Genomic DNA, 25,651 nt, shown 5'->3' on the forward strand with positions numbered 1-25,651 from the left:
GGTGTATCTGTGAAGAGGAAATCCAGTCTGATTTCTCAGCAAATGTCTTCACAAAGGAAAAACATGGCTTTCCTCGCATTCATTTCGCTCGCGCTGGGTATAGCTATTGTGAGTCAGGCTGGACTGCTTGCTGAAGCAGTCCAACGGATTTTTGTAGAGAAAGCTTCATTTTCATCGGTTATCCTGTTGCTCGGCATACTTCTGGCTGTTATGGCTGTACGCACACTATTGTCCTATGGAAACGGTATAGTTGGCTTACATATGGCTGCTACTGCCAAGACAAATATGCGCGCAGCCGTACTGCAAAACTTGACTCATGCTTCCATGCCTTCAACCCTTCGTGGACAGACGGGAGGAAAGGTCAGTATTGCTCTGGATGCTGTGGATGAGGCTGATAGTTATTTCAGTCAATACATGCCGCGTATGATGGAAGCTGCTATCATCCCGGTTCTGATTTTGGTCGTTACATTTATCCAACATGCCAACACAGGTTTCATTCTATTGTTTACTGCTCCATTCATCCCGCTGTTCATGATTTTGGTAGGGCTGAAAACGAAGAACAAATCCGAAGAAAAATATGCGCAACTCGCTGAGTTTTCAGGGACGTTTCTGGACTCTCTTCAAGGACTGGTGACATTGAAAATATTTGGACGAGCTCACCGTCAGCAACAGGAGATTGAACGCAGTAGCTTGGGTTATCGTGATGCCACGATGGGTATTCTGAAGATTGCGTTTACGAATACCTTCATGCTGGAATCAATCGTGATGCTAAGCATTGGTATTGTGGCTCTCGAACTGGCCATCCAGTTGCTTGTTTTCAAAGCTATGACGTTCCACACTGCCTTTTTCGTTTTGCTGCTCGTTCCCGAGTTTTACAACCTGTTAAAGAATACGGGAACAGCCTTTCACAGCGGCCGGACTAGTATGGGAGCTATTCGTAAGGTAGAACAGATGCTTGAGGAAACGGCAGGGACATCTGATGGAATTGACGTGAGCCCCAACATAGATAAGGTCGGTGATAGGACCGACAGAATAAGCAAATTGGAACTTGCCCATTCTGGAGTCCTTTCAATACCGCCGTCCATCGTAATTGACCAACTCCGGTTTCAGTATGCTCCAGATTCATTCGAGCTTAAAACAGGTCGGATCCAGCTTAGTCCAGGAGAACACATTGCCATTGTTGGCAAAAGCGGTTCCGGCAAAACGACTTTGCTACATCTCATTGCCGGTTTGCTCAAACCAGCTTCAGGAAAGATTCTGGTGAATGGAAGCCCACTCTCACAATACGATGAGCCCGCATGGTTCGAACATCTTAGCTACATTACACAGCATCCGTATATTTTCGCAGGAACATTTTCCGAAAATATTGAGATTGGTGCTGGTGGAGACGTCTCCAGAGCTGAAATTGAGCGGGCGGGAGAGGAAGCCGGACTTACTGCGCTTACAGCCCAATTGGAGCACGGATTTGACACCTTTGTTGGTGAAGGCGGTAGAGGTCTGTCAGGTGGAGAGAAACAACGGCTTGCCTTGGCACGCGCTTTTTTGAAGCAGCCTGCCATCATTTTGTTTGATGAACCCACAGTTGGACTGGATTTGCACACTGAACAGGTACTACAACATTCCATTGCCAAACTGGGAAAAACGTCCACGATGATTACGGTGGCGCACCGATTATATACGATTCAACAAGCCGACAAGATTTTGTTTATGGATCATGGAGTGTTGGTAGATTCCGGACGGCATGACGAGCTCATGGAGCGCCTACCTCAGTATGCCGAGATGGTAGGAGTAGAGCGGAAAGGGGGGGATCATCATGAATGAGCTGGCTATTCTGTCAAAGGCGATGTTTCAGGAGCGCAAGGATATCGTTCTTTCCATTTTGTGTGGATTTATCGCCGGCACAGCTGGTGTGGCACTCTTTTCCGCGAGCGGTTATCTGATTTCGCAAACGGTTTTTGCGCCACCGCTTTATACTTTAATTGTACTCACCTCTATGGTCAAACTGCTGGGTCTGCTTCGGGCGGCGAGTCGTTATGGAGAACGCTTGTATTCTCACCGGGCGACGTTTTCTATGCTAAGCCGTTTACGTACATCCTTTTTTGCTAAGCTTATTCCTTTAACGCCTGGTATATTGAACAAAAATCGAAGCGGGGATCTGCTTGCGCGGATCGTTGGGGATGTGGAAAGTTTGCAAAATTTTTTCTTGCGTGTCGCTTATCCTCCGATCATGGTCGTCATGGTGTTTTTGGCTACGGTGCTGTTTACTTCTACCTTTTCGATCTGGATTGCCGTTTTGTTTGTAATAGGTATGCTGGTAACGGCATTCGTTGTACCGGGAATTGTGTTACTCGGGCAGCGGAGAATACATGGACGCGTTCGTGAGCAGAGGGCGCAGCTGTCCACGGAAGTTACCGAAGTGTTGTACGGTTTCCGGGATTTGAAAGTATATGGTCAATTGGCACAGCGGGAGGAACAGCTACAGCAAGCTTCCGCTGTATTGGCAGCTGAGCAGCAACGAGCAGCCGGGCAATTGCTGCGCGGGCAATCGATGCACACTTTTGTTACGTTTTTCGTTTCCTGGGGAGTGCTTACGCTTGGCGCCTATTTAATTATGGAAGGAGCGCTTGCAGGCGTATTTCTTGCCATGCTGGTCATGGCATCGCAAACCGTATTTGAAGAAGCGACGGCTATGGCTACATTACCCGCTTATAAAGAGGATAGCGAACACGCAGCCAAACGACTGACGGAAACAGTTCAGACCTTTGATGAGCAGTCTTCGCAGCCAAGTGGCACATTGTCTGTTGATCATGCCGTTACGATGGAGCTATCCGATGTTACGTTTCAATATGAAGGGGAGTGGAGACCGGCGCTCAGGGATGTATCCCTGCACATTTTACCTGGTTCCAAAACGGCGATTGTCGGGCCGAGTGGATCAGGAAAATCAACGATTATCGAATTGCTGCTCAAGCTGCGAACACCAACAGCCGGCGATATACGGTTAAACGGCATTTCGGTGAAGGCACTGGATGAAACGAGCATTTGGCAAACGGCTACTGTAGTGTTTCAGCAAAGTCATTTCTTCCGGGGAACGATCCGGGACAACCTGCTGCTGAATGGAGAAGAACATGCGGACGAACAATTGATGGATGTGCTAGCTAAAATGCAGCTGCCCGATACATCGTTGACCGATATGGTGTATGAAAAAGGGGAGAATCTGTCCGACGGTGAGAAGCAGAGGTTGGCTTTGGCGCGAGCGATGCTCCGCAAAGGTCGGTTATGGCTTCTGGACGAACCCACTTCATCGCTGGATTATGTGACAGAGAATCACGTTTTGAAGCATCTCTACACACAGGCGGTTAATGATACGCTTCTCCTGATTTGTCATCGGCTAACCGGATTGGAAGAGATGGACCAGATTGTGGTCATGGACCAAGGCAGGGTAGTCGAAACGGGGTCCTATTCGGAATTGATGGTGCAAAAAGGCTATTTTTATGAAATGAAAAAAATTGAACAGCAAATGATCGGAGAAGTTGAGGACTGATGATTTAGTGAGCTCGACATCCCTAAACTTCATCTCCTGCAACTATCTTACTTAAAAAAAATCAGAAGTAACCCGCAGGAATAAATTTCTACAGGTTGCTTCTGATAAATTCTAAAAACTATACCCTCGCCTTGTTTTCAAAGTAACCTATTCTATAAGCCACGCAAAGGTCTAATAACCCTACCGATTTTACCCACCTTACCGGGTAACTTTCTTATGCTCGATCTATCCAATTTGAATTTTAGAGATCCTTTTTTTGACAATATAGCATTTCTTAATTTTGCTGAATTATTGGTTCTATTCGTAAAAGTTAAAGTATAATTCTGAGAATTCCCAACTTTGAGTTCACGGAAACCTACCCTGTTACAGCCTGTGCCCTGGCATCTTTCTATCCAACACATATTGAAGACTGCATTAGGAATATACGTGTAGAAATTACCGCTCCATGTATTTCCGGAATTGTCATACGCGTAATAATAGTAACTTTGATTTGCGGATGAGCCAGTTACTATAAGTGAACTTCTGCCTGGGACTAATCGGTACCAACCCTTTTTAACATAAGTGGTAGGGCTACAAGTCGGATCATAGTGAGCAATAGCAAGCCAAATATAGTTAGAGGTATTATTCTGTACATAAAGACTCATTTATATCACTCCATTCAATAGATTTAAACACAATGTTAATATATGTAAAAATATATAGGAGTGAAATAGACAGATAGAGTGTAAAAAAAAGATAGGCTGTACAAGGGAAACGTAACTATTAAATCAACGGAAAAGGATCGTACAAGCTCCTTGCGAAGCTCGATTTAGATTGTAATGATCTTTATTGCTGTCACATTTTAGGTCGAGCTCTTCGTTGTATAGAGTGAAAGGGGGGGGACAGCTTGAATGATACGGAGTTAAATCAGATTATTGCAGATGTGTTGGATGGGAACACAGAACAATTCGAGAAAATCATGGACATTTATCAAAAACCGATTTTTCTCTACTGTTATCACATGCTGGGCAATTATGCCGAAGCCGAGGAAAACGCACAGGAGGTATTTTTGAAGACCTTCCGCACCTTGAAAAAATATACCCAATATCAGATCGATTTTGGCGCCTGGGTATACAAGATTGCCTACCATCAATGTATCGACATCATCCGTAAGCGAAAGTTGGTGAAATATTTACCTTTCTTTTACCAGGATGATAAAGAAAATAATGAAGTCGATTTGCATATTGAAGCCAACTATTTTGATGAATCCGTACATCAGGCCATGGCAAAATTATCGGCGGAAGAGCGTAATTTGTTAATCTTACGTTGTGTCGAGGATAAAAGCTATCAGGAGATCGGATTGATTCTCGGTAAAAACAGCGCCAGCCTTCGTAAAAGGTACGAACGTACATCTGCAAAATTTCGAAAGTATTATGCTCAAGTGAAGGGAGTGGGAGTGTATGAATATGGACAGGGATCGGGATTTGAAAAAACTGTTTGATGACGCGAGCATTCCTGACGCCGACTTGACAGGAAAAGTAATGAGAATAATACATGCTAAGCCAAAAGAAAAGGAGAGGTTTTTTATGAAATATAAAGTTGTTCTGACTGCGTGTGTAGGGATGATGTTAATGGCCTCCACGGGTTATGCGGCAGTTCAATATCATTCTTTGACCAATAAGGATGGCAAAGTCGTATATGAAACGAAATCTACGAAAGATTACGAAAAAACAGAATCGAAAGATGAGGCAGCGCGGTTCAAGGCATTTTTTGAACTGAAGGAAAAGGTGCTAAAGAACGGGGAAGCTGGGCTTTTCTATATGGTTGCCAATAACCCGAACCATCAAACAGATCTTGGAACAAAGTTGACTATCTTCCACGATTCATCTCAATTGCGTGATAAGTTTACGGATCAATCCATTAAGATCGCAGACAACATCAATGGAAATTATACATTCCAGAAGGCGGACGTAATCTTTAAAAATGCTCAGGAAGTGAATCCTCCTTCTTCGGAAGAAAAAAAGAAAATGGCAGAAAAACTGAGAAAGCAGGCCGAAGAATCCAATCAGGGATATGCCATGATGCCGGTTGAAATGACAGATCAGTTTTTCCTTCTCTTTGCTACGTATCAAAATGGCGAAGATGAAATCGGGGTTGATATCACTAATCTGAGTGGAAAGAGCGACCCTACAATGTATATTGACGAAAAGGTTGAATTTAAGCAGGAGAAGATTCAAGTGAAGGGAGTAGAAATGCTGCATACAGAATTTGCTCCTTCGCAGACGCACGAGCTGAAATGGGTATACGAGAGCCCAGACAAAAAGGTGAAATACGCCTATACTTTACGTGGTGACATAAATAAAGTAAGCAAAGAAACCCTAATGAAACTTGCCGAAGGCTATTTGGAATAATAAATACAACAACAACGGGAATCTCTCCAATCCAATTGGGGAGATTCTCCTCTAGTAAGTCATAGTCCTTCTCCATTTTCTATCATAATCGTTTCTAATCACCGATTTTAATTCCTTGGAACAATGCAAAAGAACCGCCGCTGTTCGCATCATTAGCGACAGGGCCGTTCTTTTGTTTTCATAGGTTAGCTGTAAATTGCTATTCTTGCCAAACACTCATAGGGTCCCATGGCTTGATCTGATTGTCATATTTTCCAGCCAAGAAAGCTTTCATGTCTTCCAGCTTAGCAGGCACCTCGTTCCAAACTGGAAGGGGTGGCAACCCTCGTTTGCTTTTCAATAGGATATCCACTGTAACATACAAGCGTTCTGGCTGAATCCAATGAAGGAAGCGGGAAATATCCATTTGCTTGGTCAGGGACAAGGAATCGATTTCATCATTGTAATGCTTGTTGAACTCGCTGATCAGGTTCAAGAGGTAGTCTCTCTGTTCCTTCACGAAATCCAAGCCGCAAATGGCGCCATGCCCTGGAACAACGATTTCGGGTTTAATTTCATCAATAATGCGATCAAGCACTTTAACCCAATTGAGGGTTCCCTCTTCGCTGTATGCCGTACAACCATTAAACACGACATCGCCAGCGAACAGCACTTTTTCTTTTGGCATCCACAATAGTAAGTCACTATCAGAGTGGGCTGGAGCTACGTTGTGAATCATAACTTCTGTATCGCCAAGACGGATGTTGATATCGTCCTTTATCTCAATACTCGGGAGCACCCATTCTACGCCTTCCAGGTCGAACCCTTCAAATTCCGCTGCAAAAAACCGCTCGCCCGGAGTCGATTCCGGAGAATTCTTTCCTCTTCTGATGACGCTGTCCATCCAGGCGATATTTTCGGTGAGACGCTCTCTGGAGGCTTCCTTGTGCATAATAATACAAGCATCTTCAAACACTTTGTTTCCCCAGGCGTGGTCGCTGTTATAGTGCGAGTTCACGACATATGCGGGAGAGCCGCCGTTGCTTACTTCCATAAAAGCTTCCCGCATTTCCCGTGCATGGAACAAATCGAAGAACGTATCATACACCAACCCATCACCCTTGTTGATGAATCCGGCATTGGCCCAACTGATCCCACGATACGGCGTAATACCAGCAAAGACGCCATCTGCGACTTCAAAAAATTTAACGCGAGGTTTTTGGATAATACGTCCATACTTCATAAAAATTCTCCTTTACGTATATGTTTTTAGAATAAGGCATACTGACTAAGTCATTATTATAGAGAATGAAAAGAATAAATGCAAGCGAGTACTTGCTTGCATTTATTCTTTTCGATATGATAGTAAAAGGGCACGCTCACGCAATTGGTACCTGACTGCAGAACTTGTAGTAGAATAGGTTTAACATATGCAAAAGGAGAAATACAATGCAAACTTCAGACAGAATCATTGAAGCCGCGACACGGCTCATCAAAAAGAATGGCTATCGGGGAGTAAGCACCAAAGCCATTGCAACAGAAGCTAAAGTCAATGAATCTACGATTTTTCGGCAATTTGGAAGTAAGCAAGGGATATTGGAAGCCATCATTGAAAGACATTCGGATATTCCGCAATTTGAGAAGCTGTTAAAAGAGGAAGCGACCGATAATCCGGAAGTCGATCTGCTAAATGTAAGTCAGCAGTACCGTTTGTTTTTCCATAAAAATGCGGACATCATTTTGATTGGCATCCGCGACAAAGGAATGCTTCCCGAATTAGACAGAGTGCTCGCGGATCCGCCGGCTAAGCTTCACTCCTTGCTGGTTGAATATTTTGAACGCTTGCAGAAGAAAAAAGTTATCGCCAGACAGGATGAGCGTCTTGTCGCAATGACTTTTCTCTCGATGTGTTACGGATTTCAGATGAGCGAGCTGATTCACAGGCAATATCAATCCCAATTCGTCACCGAGGAAGAGTTCTACAAGCTTAGTGTCTCATTGTTTGTTAAAGGAATTTTGGCTCAGTCATAAGCATTATTGATTTATATATTGAGAACTCTAAACTTACGCTGGAGGATGCCTTTTTTGCTCATGAATGTAGTTTTTGTTAGTGGAAAATAAAATACGTGAATGCATTATATAAAAAAACATGACTCATTAAATTAAGCCCATTTTTTCCAGGGCTTTTTTTGTTGGAACCACAGGATTGTATTTGGTCTATACTCAAACTTTCGAGTCAGAGTTATTGTACAAGCTTTAATGCAAGACAATCATGCCTATTGCATTGGATTTACCCAGGGCTGTACTTACTTAATATCTTATAAGAAATTCTTGAAATTACAGAAATTTATCCAGTAGGGGGATGCTATTATACAAATACAAATAAAGACGAGGTGATGATATGCAAGCAAAATTGGCAGCGGACGCCATTCCCCTCCCCAAAAAGCGGAACTCATGGATAAGGACGATAAAAAAGTATAAAGTGATGTACGCTCTCTTGTTCCCGGCATTAGTTTACTTTGCCGTATTCAAATACATTCCTATGGCGGGAATCATTATTGCCTTTAAAAACTATAACCTGGCTTTGGGACTATGGGATAGCCCATGGGTGGGATTTAGAAATTTCACAGATTTTATGAACGGCGTTTATTTCTGGGACATCATGAGAAATACGATTATCATATCCCTGTATAAGCTGTTGTTCGGTTTCTCAGCTCCTATCATACTTGCTTTGCTGCTCAATGAAGTTTATACCCAATGGTTTAAGAAAATCGTACAAACGATCACTTATTTACCCCACTTTCTATCATGGGTCATTGTTTATGGAATGATGGTGGCATTATTAGCCCCAGGGGATGGTCTCTTTAACATGATTTTGAAGGAAACTGGAGTTGAACCCATCTCATTCCTAACGGAACCTGCCTGGGGCAGACTGCTGATCATCTTATCTGAGATATGGAAGGATATTGGATGGGGAGCGATATTGTACCTTGCAGCATTAGCAGGAATCGATCCAAGCTTATATGAAGCGGCTAGAATTGATGGCGCTTCCAAGTGGAGACAGCTATGGCATGTAACACTTCCCGGCATTCGAGGCGTTATGATTCTGATGCTGATCCTTAAATTAAGCCATATTCTGGATGCTGGTTTTGACCAAATATTCATGTTTGCCAACAGCTTTAATCAGGAGAAGATCGACATTATAGACACATGGGTATACCGTGAAGGGCTCGAGCGACTTAAGATTGGCTTGGCTACTGCTGTGGGATTATTTAAAGCGGTCATCGGATTTGTTTTAGTGTTGGCAGCGAATAAGCTCGCCAAAAAATTCGATGGGCAAATTTGGTGAGGTGGTTATCAAAATGATCAATTTGACAATCGGAGAAAAGGTTTGGCAAGCATTCGTTTATTTTATTCTTATTTTGCTAGCTTTACTTTGCTTACTACCCTTTCTATATGTGGTTGCTGTTTCAGTAACGCCAGAATCGGAAGTACTAAGAAGAGGAATTGTTATTATACCAGAAACCTTTACCTTTCTAGCCTATAAAGAAGTATTCATTTCTCATGGTATTGGGCAGGCGTATAAAATTACATTGTTTCGAACGATTGTAGGCACTGCTCTCAATGTGTTTTTTACGGTTATCGCGGCATATCCGTTATCCAAAAAATATTTGCCGGGTCGCAGCCCATTTTTACTATTCATTGTCTTTACGATGATGTTTGGAGGAGGATTAATTCCTACTTATTTACTTGTCCGCTCTCTGGGATTGCTAAACAGTCCGTGGGTATTGATTATTCCAAATCTCATTAGTGCATTTAATCTGGTGATCATTAAAGGCTTTTTCGAGCAATTGCCTGCTGAAATCGAGGAATCAGCGAGGGTAGACGGTGCAAGTGAACTTCAGTCGTTATGGCGGATCATTTTACCTCTGTCCTTGCCCGTCCTTTCCACAATTTCATTATTTTACGCAGTCGGGCATTGGAACAGTTACTTCGACGCTATTGTTTATATCAATGATTCCAACTTAATGCCGCTTCAAGTGATCTTACGCAACATCCTGCTTAACGTCGCAACACAAAGTGCTGATTCGCTTGCCAATACCGGAGCTGTTAGTACGTTCGCTATACAAATGGCAGCAGTTGTCGTGACTACAGTTCCGATTTTGATCGTTTACCCATTTATGCAAAAGCATTTTACCAAAGGTGTGCTCTTGGGATCGGTTAAAGGTTAAAAAGATATTCCAACCTGAGTTGTTACGGGGAAACCGTGATAATATAGAAGCAAAGGAGAGGTCATTATGCAACGTAAAGCGATTACATTTGCTATTCTGACAGCAATGGTCGGTGTGGGAACAGTATTGTCAGGCTGTGGGGAACAAAAAGAGGTTACAACGACAGCTTCGGGTAATTCACAAGGACAGTCTAGTCCCTTTGAAACCAAATTGAAAATTTCGATGTTTAACCAAGGAACTTTCAATGCTGCTGCTCCGATTCCTCCCCGTGAAGAAGATATCCAACGCCAAATGTTGGAGAAAGCAGTAAATATCGACTTGGAAATGATGATTCCGCAATCAGGGCAAGCAACGACTAAATTAAATACACTCATTGCTGGCGGAGATATTCCAGATTTGATCTTTTTAAAGAGCCGGGCTGATCTCGCGCAATATTATGACCAAGGGGTTCTTGCGGATTTGACACCATATCTGGATCAATTCCCTGAACTGCAGAAACGTTTTAGCAAAGACTCCTGGGAGGCGATGTCCTATCAGGGAAAAACCATTGGGGTTCCAGGTTATGATAACGTAAACGGTATTAGTCGAAGCTTCTTTATCCGTAATGATTGGCTGAAAAAGCTGAACATGGAAGTGCCAACAACACCTGACGAGCTATTTGAAGTTATGAAAGCCTTTACAGAGAAAGACCCGGACGGCAATGGTAAAAATGATACGTACGGATTCATAGGCGGTATGAATAAAGAAGGCAATCTGCAAACCTATGGCTTCGATAGTTTGATGTGGATGTTTGGTGTCAATCCTCCCTCAGCCATTGATGTGAAAGACAATGAACCAGTGTTCCTGTTTACCGACCCAAAAATGAAAGAAGCACTCGCTTATATCAATAAAATGATGGAAGCTAAAGTTGTAGATCCAGACTGGGTGACGATGAATACTCCCGATTTATTGGACCAAAAGTTATTTAAGGGTAAAGTTGGCTTTATGATAAGAGATGCCCGCAGGCTGGAACCAGATTATCAGCAAAAAATGAAAGAAATCAGTGGAGAGGTGCCGGAATGGATCGTCATTCCTCCAATGACAGGTCCTTATGGTGATCAAATTGTAGAGAGAAAATCGTTCCAAGGCAATTCATGGGCCATATCCAAGAAAGCGGATAAGGACAAAATCATTCGGATCTTGTCCATGCTGAATTATCTCTTTACCGACAAAGAAGCATATCCGAATTTTGCATAAGGAATTAAAGGGATTCATTGGGATTTGGTAGACGGCAAGATCAAAAATAAAACCTCCGAATTATCAAAGGAAATGAAAGAAAAGTACTTATGGGTCGATCATTATAGAATGCCGCGTCGCGGAGATGATGCTGAGTACTTCAGCTTCCAGAATCCTAAGACGGCAGAAGCTTTTGAGAACAATCAGAAATACGTGGCGGCTACGTTGCCCGGGAATTTATTGACTGAAGACCCGAACGATTCATTGGCAGCTGACCGCCAACGTTACATTAATGAAAGCTTGGTCAAATTTATGACTGGCAAAGAACCTCTTTCGAACTGGGACAATTTCCTCAATACATTGGAAACTAAGTTTGACATGCAGAAGTATAAAGACTCAGTAATCAAGCAATTTAAAGAAGCAGGCTTAATCAAGTAAATCAAACGAAGAGAGCGGCTATAATTAGCCCCTCTCTTTATTGAAATATAAGAAAGTATAAGTTTTACTTTATCCTTTATCCTTCTATTTTTCGAAGAAACGCTTATCGTCCTTAAAAAGGACGCCGAAGGCGTTTCTTCTTATCATATGCTATTATTTGTTTATTACAGATTTAAAAGGAAGATGATCGATGCGAAGAAGAATCAGCTTGCCTTTAAAACTATTTTTTATCGTGTTTGCATTTGTATTAAGCTGCATAATCTTGATAAGCCAATTGTCTTATCGCTATGTCCAAAAGGAAATAAGAACCTCTGACATTTATTACACCAACCAGATACTTGATAAGATTGATCAGTATTTCACAGTTAATTTCTCCTCCTTCCAGACCATGCTGTTCTCGGTCGAGTCATCGGTGAAAGCCAACATTGACAATCCGGACGTGATTAAAAAGCAATTAAGAGAGCTGTATGAACTCAACAGTAATTACGTCAGTAATATTTATTTGATCAAAAGCGATTTATCTATTCTAGGCGGAAGTACACCTACCCGAATATTTGATGAACCTTTAGCTGAAAGAGAACCATTGTTTGATGCAGCTGACAAGAATAGAAGAATTACATTTGTCAGTGATCCTTACAAATCTAAATATTCCGGCTGGACAGTTACGATGGTCCGATATCTGAACAGCGCTCCGTTTCCTATGGCCATTGCAGTAGATTTAGACCTAAATGCCATTGAAGATACCTTGTTCAAGATTAATAAAAAAGAACAAATGAATTTGGCTCTAATCACCGCATCTGGAAAAATCATTGCCGGATTTTCGGAAAATAAAGGCCCCCTGAATGTTCAAGATCATACTTTTTCAATCGGTGAAACGTCAGCGGAACAAATTCTGGGTACTACAGAAACAAACCTTCAACTGCACACCAAGGAGGGGATTCAAGTCTCCCTTCTGAAAAAACCGACTGAAAAATTCAACTGGACCATCATCTCAATCAACGATGAATCACGCTTGAAAGCTGCTTTATCCAGATTGGAAACCTATTATATCGAGCTTCTAGCTGCTGGTTTTCTCTTAAGTCTGTTCGTTTCCTTCTTTATTGCCAAATATATAAGGAACCCGCTCTATGCACTCAAAACAAAAATGAAGCGGGTGGAGCAAGGCTCCCTCACAACTACAATATCGATTAACCGAAACGATGAGTTTGGAGATCTCTCCCGAGCATTCGATCGTATGCTGCAGCAAATTGTGGAACTGATTCGGGGAGCAGAGCTTCATAATGAACTTGAACGCAAGCTGGAAATTCAAGTGCTGCAGTCTCAAATAAACCCTCATTTTCTATATAACACACTTGGTTCTATCAGCAATGTCATACGACTCGGACAAATAGAGAAAGTAGATGTGGTGATCGAGTCTCTCATTTCAATATTGGAATATGGGATAGCCGACGCTTCGGAGAAGGTATCACTGCGTCAGGAATTGCAAAATGTATCGGACTATATCGCGATCCAGAACATCCGCTACAACAGAAACTTCCACTTAATCGAAAATATCGAGGCAGGGCTAATAGATTTTCCGGTTTTTCGAATGCTGCTGCAGCCCCTTGTGGAGAATAGTATCTTCCATGGTTATAACGGAGGGGGGATCGAAGGCCCTATTACTATTCATGCGTACAGGGAGGGCGGCAATGTCATCATAGAAGTAGTTGATCAAGGCGAGGGAATTCCAGCTGATAAAATAAAGCATATTCTAATTTCAGAACCGGGGGATGTGGAATTGAAAAGAAAAAGAATCGGGTTAAACAATATTCATGACCGAATCAGACTTCACTACGGTGAACAATTCGGACTCCAAATCATTAGCATACCTAAGGAAATAACCCGGGTTCGCGCCTTATTCCCAGCAGGCTTGTTTAAAGGAGATGCATGATGATGAGAGACTACACCTGCTTCATTGTTGACGATGAAGATCTAATCATACAGAGATTGGAATTGTTTTTTCACGAGCTCTCCCTTAGGGATAGGCGATTTCATTTAGTGGGAAAAGCGAATAATGGGCTGAAAGGGCTAGAGGAGATCGTAAAGCTTAAACCGGATATCGTAATATCTGATATCGTAATGCCGCGTATGGATGGGATTTCCATGATTGAGCAGCTAAAGCCAAAGCTTCCCCATACCCAATTCATTCTTTTGACCGCTTATTCATCCTTTGAATACGCCCAGAGAGCTATTCAAGCCAACGTATTGGAGTACATTGTTAAGGTTCCGCTCAGAGATGCGGATTTGGATCGGGCTTTAGATAAGGCAGCCGGGATTTTAAATGAAGTTAAGAAAAAAGAAGCGGAATTTCAATCTTTAAACGTATCCGTGCTTGAAAATAAATATAGAGTCCGCAAGCAATTTTTTAACGAGCTTATCAGAGGCGAAATTCCTTCTCATCGGGCATCGGATTTTGCCAATCGTATGCAGTTCCATTTCTTTCAAGCCAACTATCGCTGCTTCATTGTCGAAATGAATATGTATGAAAGTTTCCGAAACGATTATTCAGCGTCTGATCAGAACATCTTGAGGTATGCGATTACAAATATAATCGAAGAAACGGTGATGAATGGTGGCAGTGGTGTAGCTGCGGATCTATCCGATAATCGTTTTATTGGCTTTCTTTCCTGGGAAAATAATCGCAGTGATCTGGAAACGGAATATGATTGCCAGACATTGGGGGGGCAGATCGTCTCCCACTTGCATCAATATTTGAATCAAAGGGTTTCCGTCGCTTTTGGAGGTCAGCACCGAGGCTGGGAATCCATCAAACAAGCTTACACGGAAGCACAAAATGTGAGTGATGATTTCTATTATCATACAGAGAAAGTTGTAAAAACACCTATGCATCGGTTCCAGTACCAGAATGACAGGAAAGAAGAAGTTCAACAGAAATTGGCTGATTTTCTTGCTGGGGTGAAAAGAAAGGTTTCCAAGGAAGAGCTTGAGAAAGCATTTGCTGATCTGAACCAATTTGTTAAGGACCATAAAATCCATAAGTCTATCATGGCGCCTATGTTAAGAGACTTATACAGGGACATTATTGTGAAGTTTAAATCGGGGAACAAGTTAGCCACGGAAGTAGCAGAGTTTCCCATAGAATTTTTAGCTTTTCGGGAGCAGCTTGCCTATATTGGCGACTTTACCTTCGAATATGTACACGCTGGCCAACTTTTGCATCGTATAGAAATCATGAGTGCTATGCGGTTTATAGACAAAAACCTGAAACAGCGATTAACGCTCGAAGCGATTGCCGAGGAAGTGAATTTAGCTCCATCGTATTTTAGCAGCTTATTCAAAAAAACAATGAATGAAGGCGTTATCAGCTACATCAATCGTAAAAAAATCCAATTAGCTCTCGAGCTGTTAAATGTTCAGGATTATTCTATATTGGAATTGTGCGAGGAAGTAGGAATTGTGAATGAAGGTTATTTTTGCAAGTTATTTAAAGAATATACGGGTGATACTCCTAAGCAATATCGGATAAAAATGACACGGTATGAATCCAATTAAGGTTGCGAAAAATGTGTGATTTTTTCGCGAAATCATGTAAAAAAAAAGGGAGCAAATGGATTACCATGATAGAAGGATCTAATCATGGAGGTTATCAAAATGGAGCTTATTAAAGCAGATGTAACCGTCGTCGGCGGAGGTATTGCTGGGATATGCGCTGCCATTGCTGCCGCACGCCAAGGGCTGCAAGTGTCACTTATTAATGATCGACCGGTTCTTGGGGGAAATGCGAGCAGCGAGGTCAGGGTTCATATCAACGGGTCGGCTTATCTCGGAAACAGTCCATCCTATTATGCACGCGAAGGAGGGTTGGTGGAAGAACTCAAGTTGAAGATTTTCCACTATAATCCGTTATACAACAAGAAGCTGATGCTTTCACTTTCGGATACGGTCTTGTTGGATATGGTCTATGCTGAGCCTAACATTTCTCTATTTCTGAATACATGCGTGCATGAAACGGGCATGGAGAACGGCAGAATTAAATGGGTGGATGGCCTTCAATTGGCTTCCGAAAGGAAATTTCGTTTTGAAAGCCGAACCTATATTGATTGCTCCGGAGATGGAGTTGTCGGATATCAGGCAGGTGCTCTCTTCCGATGGGGGAGAGAAGCGAAACATGAATACAAGGAAGAATTGGCTCCTGAAGTGGCGGACCATTACACCATGGGCGATACGATCCTGTTTCAAGCCCGTGACGTAGGATATTCCGTTCCATACAAAAGACCTGGCTTTGCGTATGATATTACGAAGTTGGCCTTTTTCGATAGTATCAGAAAAGGCTTAAACCATCGGGCTTTTCCAAGAAAAATCAACGGGCTTGGCGGATTGTGGTGGCTGGAATACGGCGGACATATGGATATTATCAAAAATAATGAAGACATCGCGTTGGAGCTGCGGAAATTGGTGTACGGGATTTGGGATTATCTCAAAAATAGCGGTGAATTTGATGATGTAGACAATCTCATTTTGGATTATGTATGCCCGATCCCGGGAAAGCGGGAGTCGAGGCGGTTTATTGGGGATCACATGTTGTCTCAGAACGATCTCACAGCAAAGCCTCATTTCGAAGATGCTGTATCCGTCGGTGGATGGTATATGGATTTACATGCTAATAAGGGCATCTACGATGAGGGGCCGGCTACAGCTTGGAATTTCGTGCCTGGTTTGTACAATATCCCTTTCCGCAGTTTATATTCACGAAATATTCCTAATCTTATGTTCGCTGGTCGCAATATAAGTGCTACCCATGTGGCTTTCGGATCTACAAGGGTTATGGCAACCTGCGGTTGTATGGGGCAGGCGGTTGGAACAGCTGCTTCGTTGTGCTCGAAATATGAGGTAGACCCCGCGGCCATAGTCGAAGCTCATATGGGGGAGCTGCAGGCGCTACTGCTTCGAGACGGGCAAACCATTGTAGGCCTTCAAGAGGAATTGGATCCTTACTTCGCTGACGGATTAACTATTCGTGCCTCGTCTCAGCGCAGCTATGTCAATCTTCATCCAACCGAAGAGAATTCCTTGGAGAAAGGGTTGTGTTTGGTCTTGCCGATTCAGACATCCGTGGCTAAAAGCGTACGGATCAAAATTAAAAATAGGTCCAAGCATTCGGAAACTCTACATGTGAAGCTGTTTGGCGGGGAACGGAAGGAAAACTACATTCCAACCAGCGAATTGAGAGACTACCACTTGGTTATTACAGCCGGTCATGACGACTGGATTACGTTAGACTTGGACTGCAAGAAACCGGCTGACGACAAAATTTACATCGTACTGGAGGGCACGGCGAGCCTTGCCATATACGGTAATGAAGAGAATTTGACAGGCGCGGTCAGCTTCCATTATAGGCCGGAAGAGCCGTCTAGGCTGAAGAAATTCAATAAGAGCATTTGCTTTAAGGACCTGATGCCAGCTCAGAATATGTATAGTCCTGAGAATGTCGTTAATGGCTACTCCAGACCTTATGGCCAACCGAACGGCTGGATTTCTGAACATACGGAAGGACAGGAATGGTTGGAATTCTGTTTTGCAAGCCCCAAAAATCTGGACGAACTCCATCTTGTTTTTAATTCGCAGCTGGATTTGGAGCATTTCAACGACCCGATTGAGTCCCTTATCCAAGATTATGATATGACCTTGACCTTAGAAGACGGAACCGAGAGGACAATCATAACTCGTGGAAATTATCTAACGTTGAATAAACATAAGATGGATGCGAAACGTGTAACCCGAATCCGAATTAATTTCTGCGCAACTTATGGTTCGCCTTATTTTGAAGTGTTTGCTGTAAAATTGTTTGCTCCTAAAATCGATAAATGAGGACAGGTGAAGTCACGATGAAGGAATTATTCCCTCGTAAAGGGCTCCCCAATATAATTCAAAAATTGGAAAATGGGGATACCGTAACAATCGTCTATTTCGGCGGCAGTAATACGCGATCTGAAGGCTACAGGGTCATGACGGCGGATTGGCTTCGTAAGCAATATCCTAAGGCGGATATCCGCACTGTGAATGCAGGCATTGATGGGACAGGATCGGATTTGGGCTGTGCCCGTTTGGAGACAGATGTACTGCTTCATCGGCCTGATCTAGTATTTGTTGAATTTGTCGGTAATGATGGTGGAGATCCAGAATCCAAGGCGCGGATCGAAGGGATTGTCCGTCAGATCCGCAAGCGGAGCCGGTTTACCGATATCCTGTTCGTTTATACGCTGAAGGAGCGGGATGTGGTCTTATTTCAGTCTGGAGAATACCAGAAGGGGGCTCTAATGCAAGAGGAAGTGGCCGACCATTACGGTATTCCTTCGATTCATCTGGGCGTAGCGGTCAGTCACTTGGTGTCGGAGGGAAAACTCGTTTTTACCTCAAGGGAAGACTTGTCCATTTCCGGAGCCGTTGTTTTTACGCATGATTCGATCCATCCGACTATTCCCGAGGGACACCAGATTTACACGGATACGATCACGCGGTCATTTGAGAAAATTAGAGAACTTCAGGAGCATCCAGGAAGGTCAGTACATCACTTACCTCAGAATCCGTTAGTCCCGGCTAATCCTTGGGAGTATGCTTCCATGCTGTCACTGGATAGTTTTACCGATTTTTCCGCAGGATGGTCTTATATGACTCCCGATGATTGTGCTTTAGTGCGTGAGTACAATTGGTTGTTTCCCGGCCTGTGGCGAGCAGTCGATCCTGGAGAGGCTATTACGGTGCAGTTCGAGGGAACCCATATCGGGTTATTCGATATCGGGGGGCCTGATTCTGGCAGATTGAAGGTGTCGGTGGATGGTGGGGAACCCTTTATTGTCGATCGATTCACACTATACAACGATCATAATCGAAATCAGTATGTATTCTTGCCGGAGCTCCCGAATGGGAAACATACGGTTCGCTTCGAAGTCGATACCGAAAAGACAGACAAAGCGGCTGTGTTTGAGGCATGCGGCAATGAACGAAGTATTGAGCATGTTCGGAAGCATCCAGACTGGTATGATCAAACGGTGATCCAGCTTGGGAAGTTGTTATTGGTGCAGCCGCCATTATAATTAATCATAAGGTTTTATTCAATTGAAAGACCTATATCATACTGACTGCAGTTGAGCGGCCAGTTATGATGTAGGTCTCTTTTTTAAAGGAAGACAAAGTCGTTTCTTCTTGCTTAAAATCTTATAAGAAATTCTTAAAATCAAAGAAATTTCACAGTTCTGTGACATGCTATGATAAAAACGACGGAGCGGGATTAGCCAGAAGGATACGGCTGGTTGCTTCTTTATGATCTTCGAACAAAGGAGGGTTTTATTATTTTGAAAGCGTTATCAACTTAAGGGAGGCTATGAATTGTATGATAAAAAGGAAGCTGTTTTTCTTAATCGTTTTCATCGTGACGATATTAGTTCCTTTCAGCCTAGACGGAATAAGGACCGCTTATGCAGAGACCTTACCGTATAAGACGATTATCATCGATGACGGGAGCATCACGATCAATGATGTTGTGACACCTGATGTGGGTAACGAGAACAACGGATATTCGGCTCCGAATTGGACCACAAGTACAGGGGTGAAGGGGTATGATAACTCCAGCTCCAAATATACGAGTACAGCAGGCAGAACGATATCATGGAATCCACGATTGGAAGCGGGAACGGCGAAAATTTCGTTATACAAGCTTAACTGGGAAGATAAAGCGGATAGCAATGTAAAAATTGAAATCGTCCACAATGGAACGACGGATGTTCTTTTTATGGATTTGAGACCTTCATTTGGCGCTTCTGTGGGATGGGTTGATTTGGGAGAGTACTATTTTTCTGGAGTTGGTAACGAATTCGTTAGATTAACTCGGTCTACCAGCACAACCAGCACGATACTTACTCGTGCAGATGCGGTTAAGTTCGAAGGGAATATTCAGCAAAAAGAGCCTCATAAGACGATCATCATAGATGATGGAAGCCTCACGATTGATGATGTCGTCACCACTGATGTAGATAACGCAAATAACGGGTTCTCCGCTCCTGATTGGACTACAAGTACGGGAGTGAAGGGATATAATAATTCCAGTTCGAAATTTACCGATGCAGTAGGAAGAAGCATCACATGGAATCCGCGATTAGAAGCAGGGACAGCGAAAATTTCGTTCAACAAGCTTGATTGGGCGGATAAAGCAGACAGTAACGTTAAAATCGAAATTGTTCACAATGGGATAACGGATGTCATGTTTATGGATCTGAGACCCTCGTCGGGGCCATCGGCCGGATGGGTTGATTTGGGGTCCTATTATTTCAGCGGTGATGATAGCGAATTTGTCAGACTGACTCGAACACAACCTACGACCGGAAAGATCATTACGCGGGCCGATGCGGTCAAATTTGAAGGGAATATACGGCAGCAAGCTCCACCGTTGCCTCCGCTGCGCAGCCGTACATTGGCGAATCTCAGTTACACGGAAAAAGGCAGCATCGAGAATGCCAGCTATAAAGCGACCTTTTATGAAGCAGCTTGGGATGAAGGGAAAACTATCGTTCGTGATATGTTCTACAAAGACACGGATACGGGGAACTGGGTGCCTGTCAATAATGTAGCGGAAAGACTTGAAGAACAATGGGTCTTATTGGATGGAAATGCGGGGAGTCGAACCAATTATTACGATACGATGAACAAACGTTGGATTACATTCGACGAGATCGTTTTCCCAGACAGCCACACGGCGGTATTAACCGATTCTTCACATGAAAGCGATTACGATTTACAAGTGAACTGGTCCATGTCAGGGGACAAACCTGATGTTTCCTTCGCCTTTACACCTCGCAGGGATGGCAATTATGTAATCGGTTATCAGTCCTTCACAACAGAGCAAATCTCAGGCGTCAATGAAGTGTTAAATGGTTTCAGGTCACACGCCAAAATGGTAGGTTCAGTGGAATCAACAAGCTTAAGGGAACTAAGCGCTCCGATGAGTCTAATTGAGAAGAATGACGGTTCGGGGAATCCATTGACATATGGGGTATTTGTACCGTCGGATGAGCTTCCGGTTGAATTTGAACCGACGGGAGGCGTTACGAAGCAAAGGCTTGGCATGAGCCTTGTCAACAACGATGGCAGCGTGCAGCCAATCTTGTATGCTCCTCAATTAGGGACCTATTCGCAAATGAACGCAGAAAGCACTTATCAATTTCATATGGGACTAATCGCTCAAAAAAGCAATTTGTATGAGTCCTACGCGGATATTCTTCGCAAAGAGTACGGTTATTCTGCATACAGGGAAAATGTATCAGATCAGTCGCTTACTGACGCGATGTTCAATATGATCGATTTACTTAAGATAGAGCCGCAAGGAGATGACTCTGTTGATTATGTCCCGTCACCCAGCGGGTGGTGGAGCCGTGCCAAGGGCTTTATTGACATCGAAAACGAGGATAGCGTTCGAACAAGCTCGAATGCGGTTCTTTTGGGGGCTTACTATTTGACTGGGGATGACCAGCTCTACGATACGAGAGCATTGCCGTCCGTCCAGTATGGCTTATCGCGAAATGGTATAGGCTGGTCGCCGACGCAAAAGCCAGTATACGGTGTGCCGTCGTTATGGAAAATGGCAACCTTGCCGTTCGATTTTTCAAGCGTAACCGCTGTCAATCAGATGATGGGTACTTCGGCAGGAATTGGGGCGCTGGCACAAGAAGAGTACCTCGTACGTGATCCTGACCAGAAAGACCGGGGTCCTGTTATTCAGCCCCTGATGATGTATCGTATGACGGGAGATGCGCAGTATTTACAGGCTGCCAAGGATGCAGCCGACAGCTATATCATGCAGCATATTGATACGCCTGCATCTGTTAATGTTAGTAAAAATGAGTTCATTTATTATTATAGCAAGCTGTGGATGGAGATCTTGGAGCTTTACGAGGAAACTCAGGATCCCAAATACTTGAATGCCGCTTATAAGGAAGCCAAACGGTATGCAACGATGTTCGTTGCTCGTCCGGTTCCTGAAGGTGCCGTTACGATTCCGCAGCCTGAGACGTATAATTACGCGGAGTCGTTCCATTGGCCGGAAAGTGGTAAATATCAATATCCTCGGATCAAGCTCCCAGAAGATGTAGCCGGAGGCGTACAAGCGGATAGTTGGCTTGTTTCTCCCAATGGATTGACGTTTGAAGCGGGAAGTACAACTGGCTATTATCGGATGAATGCTCAGGAAGCTCCATTCATGCTGAGATTGTCGCTCTATACTGGTGATAAACTGCTGCAGGATATTGCTCATAATGCAGTTATTGGACGATATTCTAGTTATCCAGGTTATTACTATAAGGGCTTCGCCGTTAGCCAACTTGAGCCAGAGTTTCCTCTGGAAGGCCCAAGCGGGGCTACATCCATTTATTATCACCATATCCCGGGACAGCTCGGGCAAACGATGGATTATTTGATCAGCGAACAAACGTTGAAATCGAAAGGTAGTATTACATTTCCTTCTGTTTTTGAAACTAATTTTTTATGGTTCAAATATCACCTCTATGGAAATAAACCAGGGAATTTTTACGGTAATTCCGACGTTTGGCTCTGGATGCCCAAGGGGATTATTAAGACCAACCATCCTCAATTGAACTGGATAACGGGAGAGAGCGGGAATAAATTCTACATCGGGTTAAGCAACGAATCGTCAGCTGAAGTCCAGACTCCGATCGAATTGAATGCACAAATCATTGGGTTCAACCCGGCACAAGATTATACTTTAACCATCATCCGCGACAATGGCACACCAGAGCAAGCGGTTATGAGTGGCGGAATCATTCAAGCCACGGTTTCAAGCAAAGGAATAACCGCTATCATTGTAGAAGGACTCAACATTGATGTGCCGCTGCACCAGGTCAGAACTGCTGATACATCGGAGGCAAGCTATTTCTTCGATATCCACAGTCCAATAGATGCGGTTAAAGGTATGCTGATCGTCAAGCCCGACGAAACGGCCTATGATGCTTATGTGCAGGCAAAAACGACAAAACCAGCGACGATCCATTATTCCTTGGATGGCGGGGTTACGTATACGATCATTCCAGATACGATCTATCCGATGGAATGGTCGATACGGGTAAATGATTTATCCCAAACCTTCACTTATTATGTGGAATCGGACGGGAAACAGACCCGCAAGCGGACACTCTATTTGCCTGATCAGGTACAAGAAACTCCGGTTCAACCGGATTGGCAGAAGGGTTCATCGATAATTGTGGATAATACGGAGGCGGAGACAGAAGGCGCCTGGATACGGGATACAACGGCTAACGATTATTACTATGATAACTATGTGTACGCCAAATCGGCTGCCGGTACTGCGACAAGCAAAATTAAATGGCGGCCTGAGCTGCCGGAAAGTGTTACTTACAGTGTGTATTACAAGCTTCCGCAAATAACCGCTACAAGTGAAAATTGGGCAACGAATGCCTCATTTACCGTTTATTATAGTGGAGGCTCCGAGACGGTTACCGTTGATGAGACAACGGCCAATGGGACTTGGGTGCACCTGGGAGATTATCCTTTTGCAGCAGGCGATAGCGGATATGTCGAATTAACCAATAAGGCCAACAAGTCACGGGTAGTTGCCGATGCGATGATGTGGGTGGATCCAAACAGTATGCCGCAATTGGAGTCTGTGGTGATCCTGTCGGATCGGGGTGAACTGCAAATGACTCAAACCGCACAACTAAGCGTGACCGGCTATTTGGATAACGGTCTGATTGGTGATCTATCACAGGCAAATGTGCAGTATTTCGTTGATCGAACCGATCTGGCTGAAGTGGACAGTAGCGGTATGTTGACCCTTCTAAGTCTCGACGGAGAAACGGATCATATTGAGGTATGGGCCACTGTAACGATTGACGGGGTGACCTTAACAACGCCGTCTTTGACAATTGCAATCAGGGACTTAACGGTTATTGTTGACAGCACGAATACAACTGGGTTATACACGACAGAAGGATCTTGGAGCCAAAGCAATTTAGCCGGATACAAAATTGGGGTTAAGTCCCGTTACTCTACCGTGCAAGGATCATCAGCGACGTGGAAAGGCCAGTTCCCAGAGGGGAAATATACGGTCTCCATCTACAAGCTCGTCCATACGACGGCAAACGATAATTATGTCAAAGTAGAAGTGAAGCATCAGTCGGTTACCGAGGTCACGTATATTGATGCAACCATCGGCTCGTCAGGGTGGGTTAATCTAGGAACGTTCGACTTTACTGGAGACGGCAGCGAGTACGTTCGTCTAACCAGGGTTACTCCGACAACGGTAGATCCGCCAACTCTACCTGCCGATATGATTTATACGAGGGCTGATGCAGTCAAGTTCGAACGGCATTCCGTTAGCCCGCAATTGCTTGCAAATGGGGTGCCAGGTAAACCGGCACTTTCGAATAATAGCGGTGTTGCGACAGGCATAAATGATGGCAATTACGAAGTTACGATGAATATGTGGTGGGGAAACAATGGCTCACTGTATAAGTTGTACGAGAATGGCCAATTGATCAAAACGAAGTCACTGGCCGATGTTTCGCCTGCTGCCCAGACTTCCATTATTCCTATTCAAGGAAAGCCGAATGGAACCTATGTGTATACATGTGAGTTATCGAATTTGTATGGAACGACTTCATGTGATCCACACACCGTCACCGTGACTGAGGCGAATCCCGGCAAACCTGTGTTGTCTAGTGACAACTGGGATCAAGATGGGGACTATAACATTACTGCTAATATGTGGTGGGGCACGAACGCAGCACAATATCGATTATATGAAAATGGCAAACTCATTGAAACGCAATCTTTATCTTCACAAACACCAAGTGCTCAATCGGCCGTTACACAAATCTCAGGGAAAACTCCTGGCATTTATCAATATCACTGTGAGTTTATGAATGGAAGTGGAACTACGGAAAGTGATACGATACAGATTATTGTAAAATAAACCTATGAGCTGAGTGGATGAGAACAATCCATTCGGCTTTTTTATTTCCTGGGATTTAGTATGATCTATTTTTCTATATTCGAAGTGAAGTCCAATATGTCTGTGTATCCAGTGATAATATGGTTTATAGAACCGTCGCTGGCTTAAACAAAAAAAACTGACGGATTCATATCCGCCAGGCTTTGTTCAATTAAGAGCCGTAAACCTCAAAATCGAATATCGAATATCCGTATACGGTACCTCTAGCAGTACACAGCACTCTGACGTAACGTCCACTATTTGCAGTAAATGTAATATCGTCAATAGAACCATCACCGGTCGTTGTTACGTAAGCATCCGTCCATGTTGTTGCGTTATTAGATACCTGAACTTTGTAGCCTTTAGCGTAAGCGTCTTCCCAATTCAACTTGACGCGGTTCACACTTTGGGTTGTACCCAAATCGACGTAAATCCATTCATTATTGCTTCCTTCCATGCTAGCCCAACGGGTAGTAGAGTTGCCGTCTGTTGCCTTGGAAGCTTCAAATCCTGCACCTTCGATAGAGCTGGCTACCGCTGTCTTGCCCAGCGCAAGGTTGGTGCTGTCAGAAGGAGTTGGATTTGTAGTTGCTATAGCGGTATTGCTGTTAGCAGACAGGTTGCCTGCGGCATCTACAGCTTTTACCGTATAGCTGTAAGCTGTAGCTGCGGTAAGACCAGTATCGCTAAAGGATGTGTCTGTAGGTGTGCCTACTTTCAAACCGCCACGCAATACCCGATAGCCGGTTACTCCGACATTATCAGTGGAAGGAGTCCAACTCAGATTGATTTGGCTGCTTGAAGTTGCTGTTGCGGTCAGATTCGTTGGATCTGAGGGAGC

At 43.7% G+C, this 25,651-nt stretch carries 17 protein-coding genes and 1 pseudogene; 14 read left to right on the forward strand and 4 right to left on the reverse strand.

Going from position 1 to position 25,651, the window contains the following annotated elements; all coding sequences use genetic code 11:
* Nucleotides 1-9 precede the first annotated feature (9 nt).
* A complete protein-coding gene (gene cydD / locus MKZ09_RS18105; protein ID WP_076201223.1) occupies nucleotides 10-1,821 on the forward strand; it encodes a thiol reductant ABC exporter subunit CydD in 1,812 nt (603 codons plus the stop codon).
* Entirely contained in the window at nucleotides 1,814-3,541 is a 1,728-nt protein-coding gene (gene cydC, locus MKZ09_RS18110) for a thiol reductant ABC exporter subunit CydC (RefSeq protein ID WP_076201220.1), read from the forward strand. The genes cydD and cydC overlap by 8 nt, the downstream gene beginning before the upstream one ends.
* A 152-nt stretch (nucleotides 3,542-3,693) precedes the next feature.
* Here the strand turns inward: cydC and MKZ09_RS34480 are convergent, their stop codons facing one another.
* Complete coding sequence (locus MKZ09_RS34480; RefSeq protein WP_076133090.1) at nucleotides 3,694-4,185, reverse strand: DUF1036 domain-containing protein; 492 nt, start codon at nucleotides 4,183-4,185, stop codon at nucleotides 3,694-3,696.
* Between the two features lie 242 nt (nucleotides 4,186-4,427).
* Between MKZ09_RS34480 and MKZ09_RS18115 the strand changes: the two genes are divergently transcribed.
* Both MKZ09_RS18115 and MKZ09_RS18120 read left to right on the forward strand, forming a co-directional pair.
* On the forward strand, nucleotides 4,428-5,021 hold the full coding sequence (locus MKZ09_RS18115) for an RNA polymerase sigma factor (protein WP_076133089.1): 594 nt from the start codon (nucleotides 4,428-4,430) through the stop codon (nucleotides 5,019-5,021).
* 85 nt (nucleotides 5,022-5,106) lie between these two features.
* Complete coding sequence (locus tag MKZ09_RS18120) at nucleotides 5,107-5,931, forward strand: hypothetical protein (RefSeq protein WP_143767276.1); 825 nt, start codon at nucleotides 5,107-5,109, stop codon at nucleotides 5,929-5,931.
* 199 nt (nucleotides 5,932-6,130) lie between these two features.
* On the opposite strand, the gene MKZ09_RS18125 is transcribed toward MKZ09_RS18120, so the two are convergent.
* Nucleotides 6,131-7,153, reverse strand: a complete 1,023-nt coding sequence (locus tag MKZ09_RS18125) for an MBL fold metallo-hydrolase (protein WP_076133087.1) — start codon at nucleotides 7,151-7,153, stop codon at nucleotides 6,131-6,133.
* Nucleotides 7,154-7,359: 206 nt separating this feature from the next.
* Here MKZ09_RS18125 and MKZ09_RS18130 point away from each other — a divergent pair, with 206 nt between their 5' ends.
* The 10 genes from MKZ09_RS18130 to MKZ09_RS18175 all read left to right on the forward strand — a co-directional run bounded on the left by MKZ09_RS18130 (nucleotide 7,360) and on the right by MKZ09_RS18175 (nucleotide 24,792).
* Nucleotides 7,360-7,941 (forward strand): TetR/AcrR family transcriptional regulator, encoded by a 582-nt coding sequence (locus tag MKZ09_RS18130; RefSeq protein WP_076201215.1) that lies wholly within the window; start codon nucleotides 7,360-7,362, stop codon nucleotides 7,939-7,941.
* 370 nt (nucleotides 7,942-8,311) lie between these two features.
* Entirely contained in the window at nucleotides 8,312-9,259 is a 948-nt protein-coding gene (locus tag MKZ09_RS18135; protein WP_036677080.1) for an ABC transporter permease, read from the forward strand.
* A gap of 13 nt (nucleotides 9,260-9,272) precedes the next feature.
* On the forward strand, nucleotides 9,273-10,142 hold the full coding sequence (locus tag MKZ09_RS18140) for a carbohydrate ABC transporter permease (RefSeq protein WP_036677077.1): 870 nt from the start codon (nucleotides 9,273-9,275) through the stop codon (nucleotides 10,140-10,142).
* Nucleotides 10,143-10,208: 66 nt separating this feature from the next.
* A complete protein-coding gene (locus MKZ09_RS18145; protein ID WP_256719131.1) occupies nucleotides 10,209-11,378 on the forward strand; it encodes an extracellular solute-binding protein in 1,170 nt (389 codons plus the stop codon).
* Between the two features lie 24 nt (nucleotides 11,379-11,402).
* Entirely contained in the window at nucleotides 11,403-11,795 is a 393-nt protein-coding gene (locus MKZ09_RS18150; RefSeq protein ID WP_341041149.1) for a hypothetical protein, read from the forward strand.
* A 190-nt stretch (nucleotides 11,796-11,985) separates the two neighbouring features.
* A complete protein-coding gene (locus MKZ09_RS18155; RefSeq protein WP_076201209.1) occupies nucleotides 11,986-13,725 on the forward strand; it encodes a sensor histidine kinase in 1,740 nt (579 codons plus the stop codon).
* A gap of 2 nt (nucleotides 13,726-13,727) precedes the next feature.
* Nucleotides 13,728-15,347 carry a response regulator gene (locus MKZ09_RS18160; protein WP_341041903.1) on the forward strand — a complete coding sequence of 540 codons (1,620 nt, stop codon included), beginning with the start codon at nucleotides 13,728-13,730 and terminating at the stop codon, nucleotides 15,345-15,347.
* An 84-nt stretch (nucleotides 15,348-15,431) separates the two neighbouring features.
* Nucleotides 15,432-17,663, forward strand: a complete 2,232-nt coding sequence (locus MKZ09_RS18165) for an FAD-dependent oxidoreductase (protein WP_076201203.1) — start codon at nucleotides 15,432-15,434, stop codon at nucleotides 17,661-17,663.
* 17 nt (nucleotides 17,664-17,680) lie between these two features.
* Nucleotides 17,681-18,889 carry a GDSL-type esterase/lipase family protein gene (locus MKZ09_RS18170; protein ID WP_076201200.1) on the forward strand — a complete coding sequence of 403 codons (1,209 nt, stop codon included), beginning with the start codon at nucleotides 17,681-17,683 and terminating at the stop codon, nucleotides 18,887-18,889.
* A 296-nt stretch (nucleotides 18,890-19,185) separates the two neighbouring features.
* Nucleotides 19,186-24,792 (forward strand): golvesin C-terminal-like domain-containing protein, encoded by a 5,607-nt coding sequence (locus MKZ09_RS18175; protein WP_076201197.1) that lies wholly within the window; start codon nucleotides 19,186-19,188, stop codon nucleotides 24,790-24,792.
* A 190-nt stretch (nucleotides 24,793-24,982) separates the two neighbouring features.
* Here MKZ09_RS18175 and MKZ09_RS34485 read toward each other — a convergent pair whose 3' ends face one another.
* Nucleotides 24,983-25,429 carry a discoidin domain-containing protein gene (locus tag MKZ09_RS34485; protein ID WP_415624296.1) on the reverse strand — a complete coding sequence of 149 codons (447 nt, stop codon included), beginning with the start codon at nucleotides 25,427-25,429 and terminating at the stop codon, nucleotides 24,983-24,985.
* Nucleotides 25,427-25,633, reverse strand: a pseudogene (locus MKZ09_RS34490) (fibronectin type III domain-containing protein); the annotation flags it as partial. The gene MKZ09_RS34485 and the pseudogene MKZ09_RS34490, both read right to left, overlap by 3 nt.
* Nucleotides 25,634-25,651 lie beyond the last annotated feature (18 nt).

The sequence above is a fragment of the Paenibacillus sp. FSL R5-0908 genome (assembly GCF_038006245.1).
GTDB classification, from domain to species: domain Bacteria; phylum Bacillota; class Bacilli; order Paenibacillales; family Paenibacillaceae; genus Paenibacillus_AQ; species Paenibacillus_AQ odorifer.